This is a genomic window from Arthrobacter sp. H35-D1, from assembly GCF_030063185.1.
In the GTDB taxonomy this organism is placed as follows: Bacteria; Actinomycetota; Actinomycetes; order Actinomycetales; family Micrococcaceae; genus Specibacter.
On the sequence record NZ_JASISP010000067.1, the window covers coordinates 1 to 1,267 of the forward strand.

Genomic DNA, 1,267 nt, shown 5'->3' on the forward strand with positions numbered 1-1,267 from the left:
GCAGCGAGCTGGATGCGCCAGTTGGTCAGCCGGGTCCAGGCCAGGTCGGTGTCGCCGGCCGCGTAGCTGTCTGCGATGTGCAACAGCGCTGCCCGGGGATCTGCCGCATTGGCGGAGTCGGTGATGCGGCGGTGGGCGATGCGGCCCACCGGCGACTGGCTTGGAATTTCGGGGGCGTCGTGGGGCCACCAGGCAACGATGGGGGCATCGGGTAGCAGCAGCGCCGAAACCAGCGACTCGTTTTCTGCCGCCAGTTCGCCCTGTCCGTGGAGCACAATGACTTCCGATGCGCCGGCGTCCCCGCCAACGCGGATTTGCCCGTCGAGCCGGTTCGGTGCATCGGCGGATCCTGCGGCCAGCACAATGATGCGGCACGGGTGCTCGCGACTGGCCAAGTTGGCCGCCGCGATCGCGTCCTCCTCAAAACCACTGCGGGTGATCACCACAAGGGTCAACACGCGTCCAAGGGCAACTACGCCGCCCTGCTCGCGCAGCTTGACAATTTCCTTCGTGATTTTGGAAGTTGTTGTATCGGGCAGTTCTACGATCATGGTCGCCGCCACGTCCTTCCGTCTCGCTTCAAGAGTTCCTCGGCCGAGGCGGGGCCCCAGCTGCCTGGTTCATAACTTTCGGGCTGCACGCCCTCGGCTGCCCAGAATTCCTCAAAGGGGTCCAGGATCTTCCAGGACTGTTCCACTTCACCGTGGCGCGGGAACAGCGGCGGCTCGCCCAGCAACACATCGAGGATCAGCCGTTCATACGCTTCCGGGCTTGACTCGGTAAAAGCGTGCCCGTAGCCGAAGTCCATGGTCACGTCACGGACTTCCATCTGCGTGCCGGGAACTTTGGAGCCAAACCGGATGGTCACGCCCTCGTCGGGCTGGACCCGGATGACGACGGCGTTCTGGCCAAAGTCGTCCTCGGCGTGGTCGGTGAACAGCAGATTGGGTGCACGCTTGAACATGACGGCAATCTCCGTCACGCGCCGGCCCAGGCGCTTGCCCGTGCGCAGGTAGAACGGCACGCCCGCCCAACGGCGCGTGTTGATGTCGAGGCGGATGGCGGCAAAGGTTTCCGTCGTGGAATCGGCGGCAATGCCCTCCTCTTCCAGGTAGCCAAGAACCTGCTCCCCGCCCTGCCAACCGCCGGCAAACTGTCCGCGGGCCGAGCGCTTGGACAAATCTTCCGGCAACGTGACGGCAGCGAGGACTTTTTCCTTTTCGGCACGCAGGTGGTCGGCGTTGAAGGAGATGGGTTCCTCCATGGC

2 protein-coding genes are annotated in these 1,267 nt (G+C 64.4%); both read right to left on the reverse strand.

Annotation, left to right across the window (positions count from 1 at the left end; genetic code table 11):
- Positions 1 to 551, reverse strand: a 551-nt coding sequence (locus tag QMG25_RS20285; protein WP_283462931.1) for a glucose-6-phosphate dehydrogenase assembly protein OpcA, incomplete at its 3' end; no start/stop codon positions are given.
- On the reverse strand, positions 548 to 1,267 hold a 720-nt coding region (locus QMG25_RS20290; RefSeq protein ID WP_283462933.1), incomplete at its 5' end, for a glucose-6-phosphate dehydrogenase. The genes QMG25_RS20285 and QMG25_RS20290, both read right to left, overlap by 4 nt.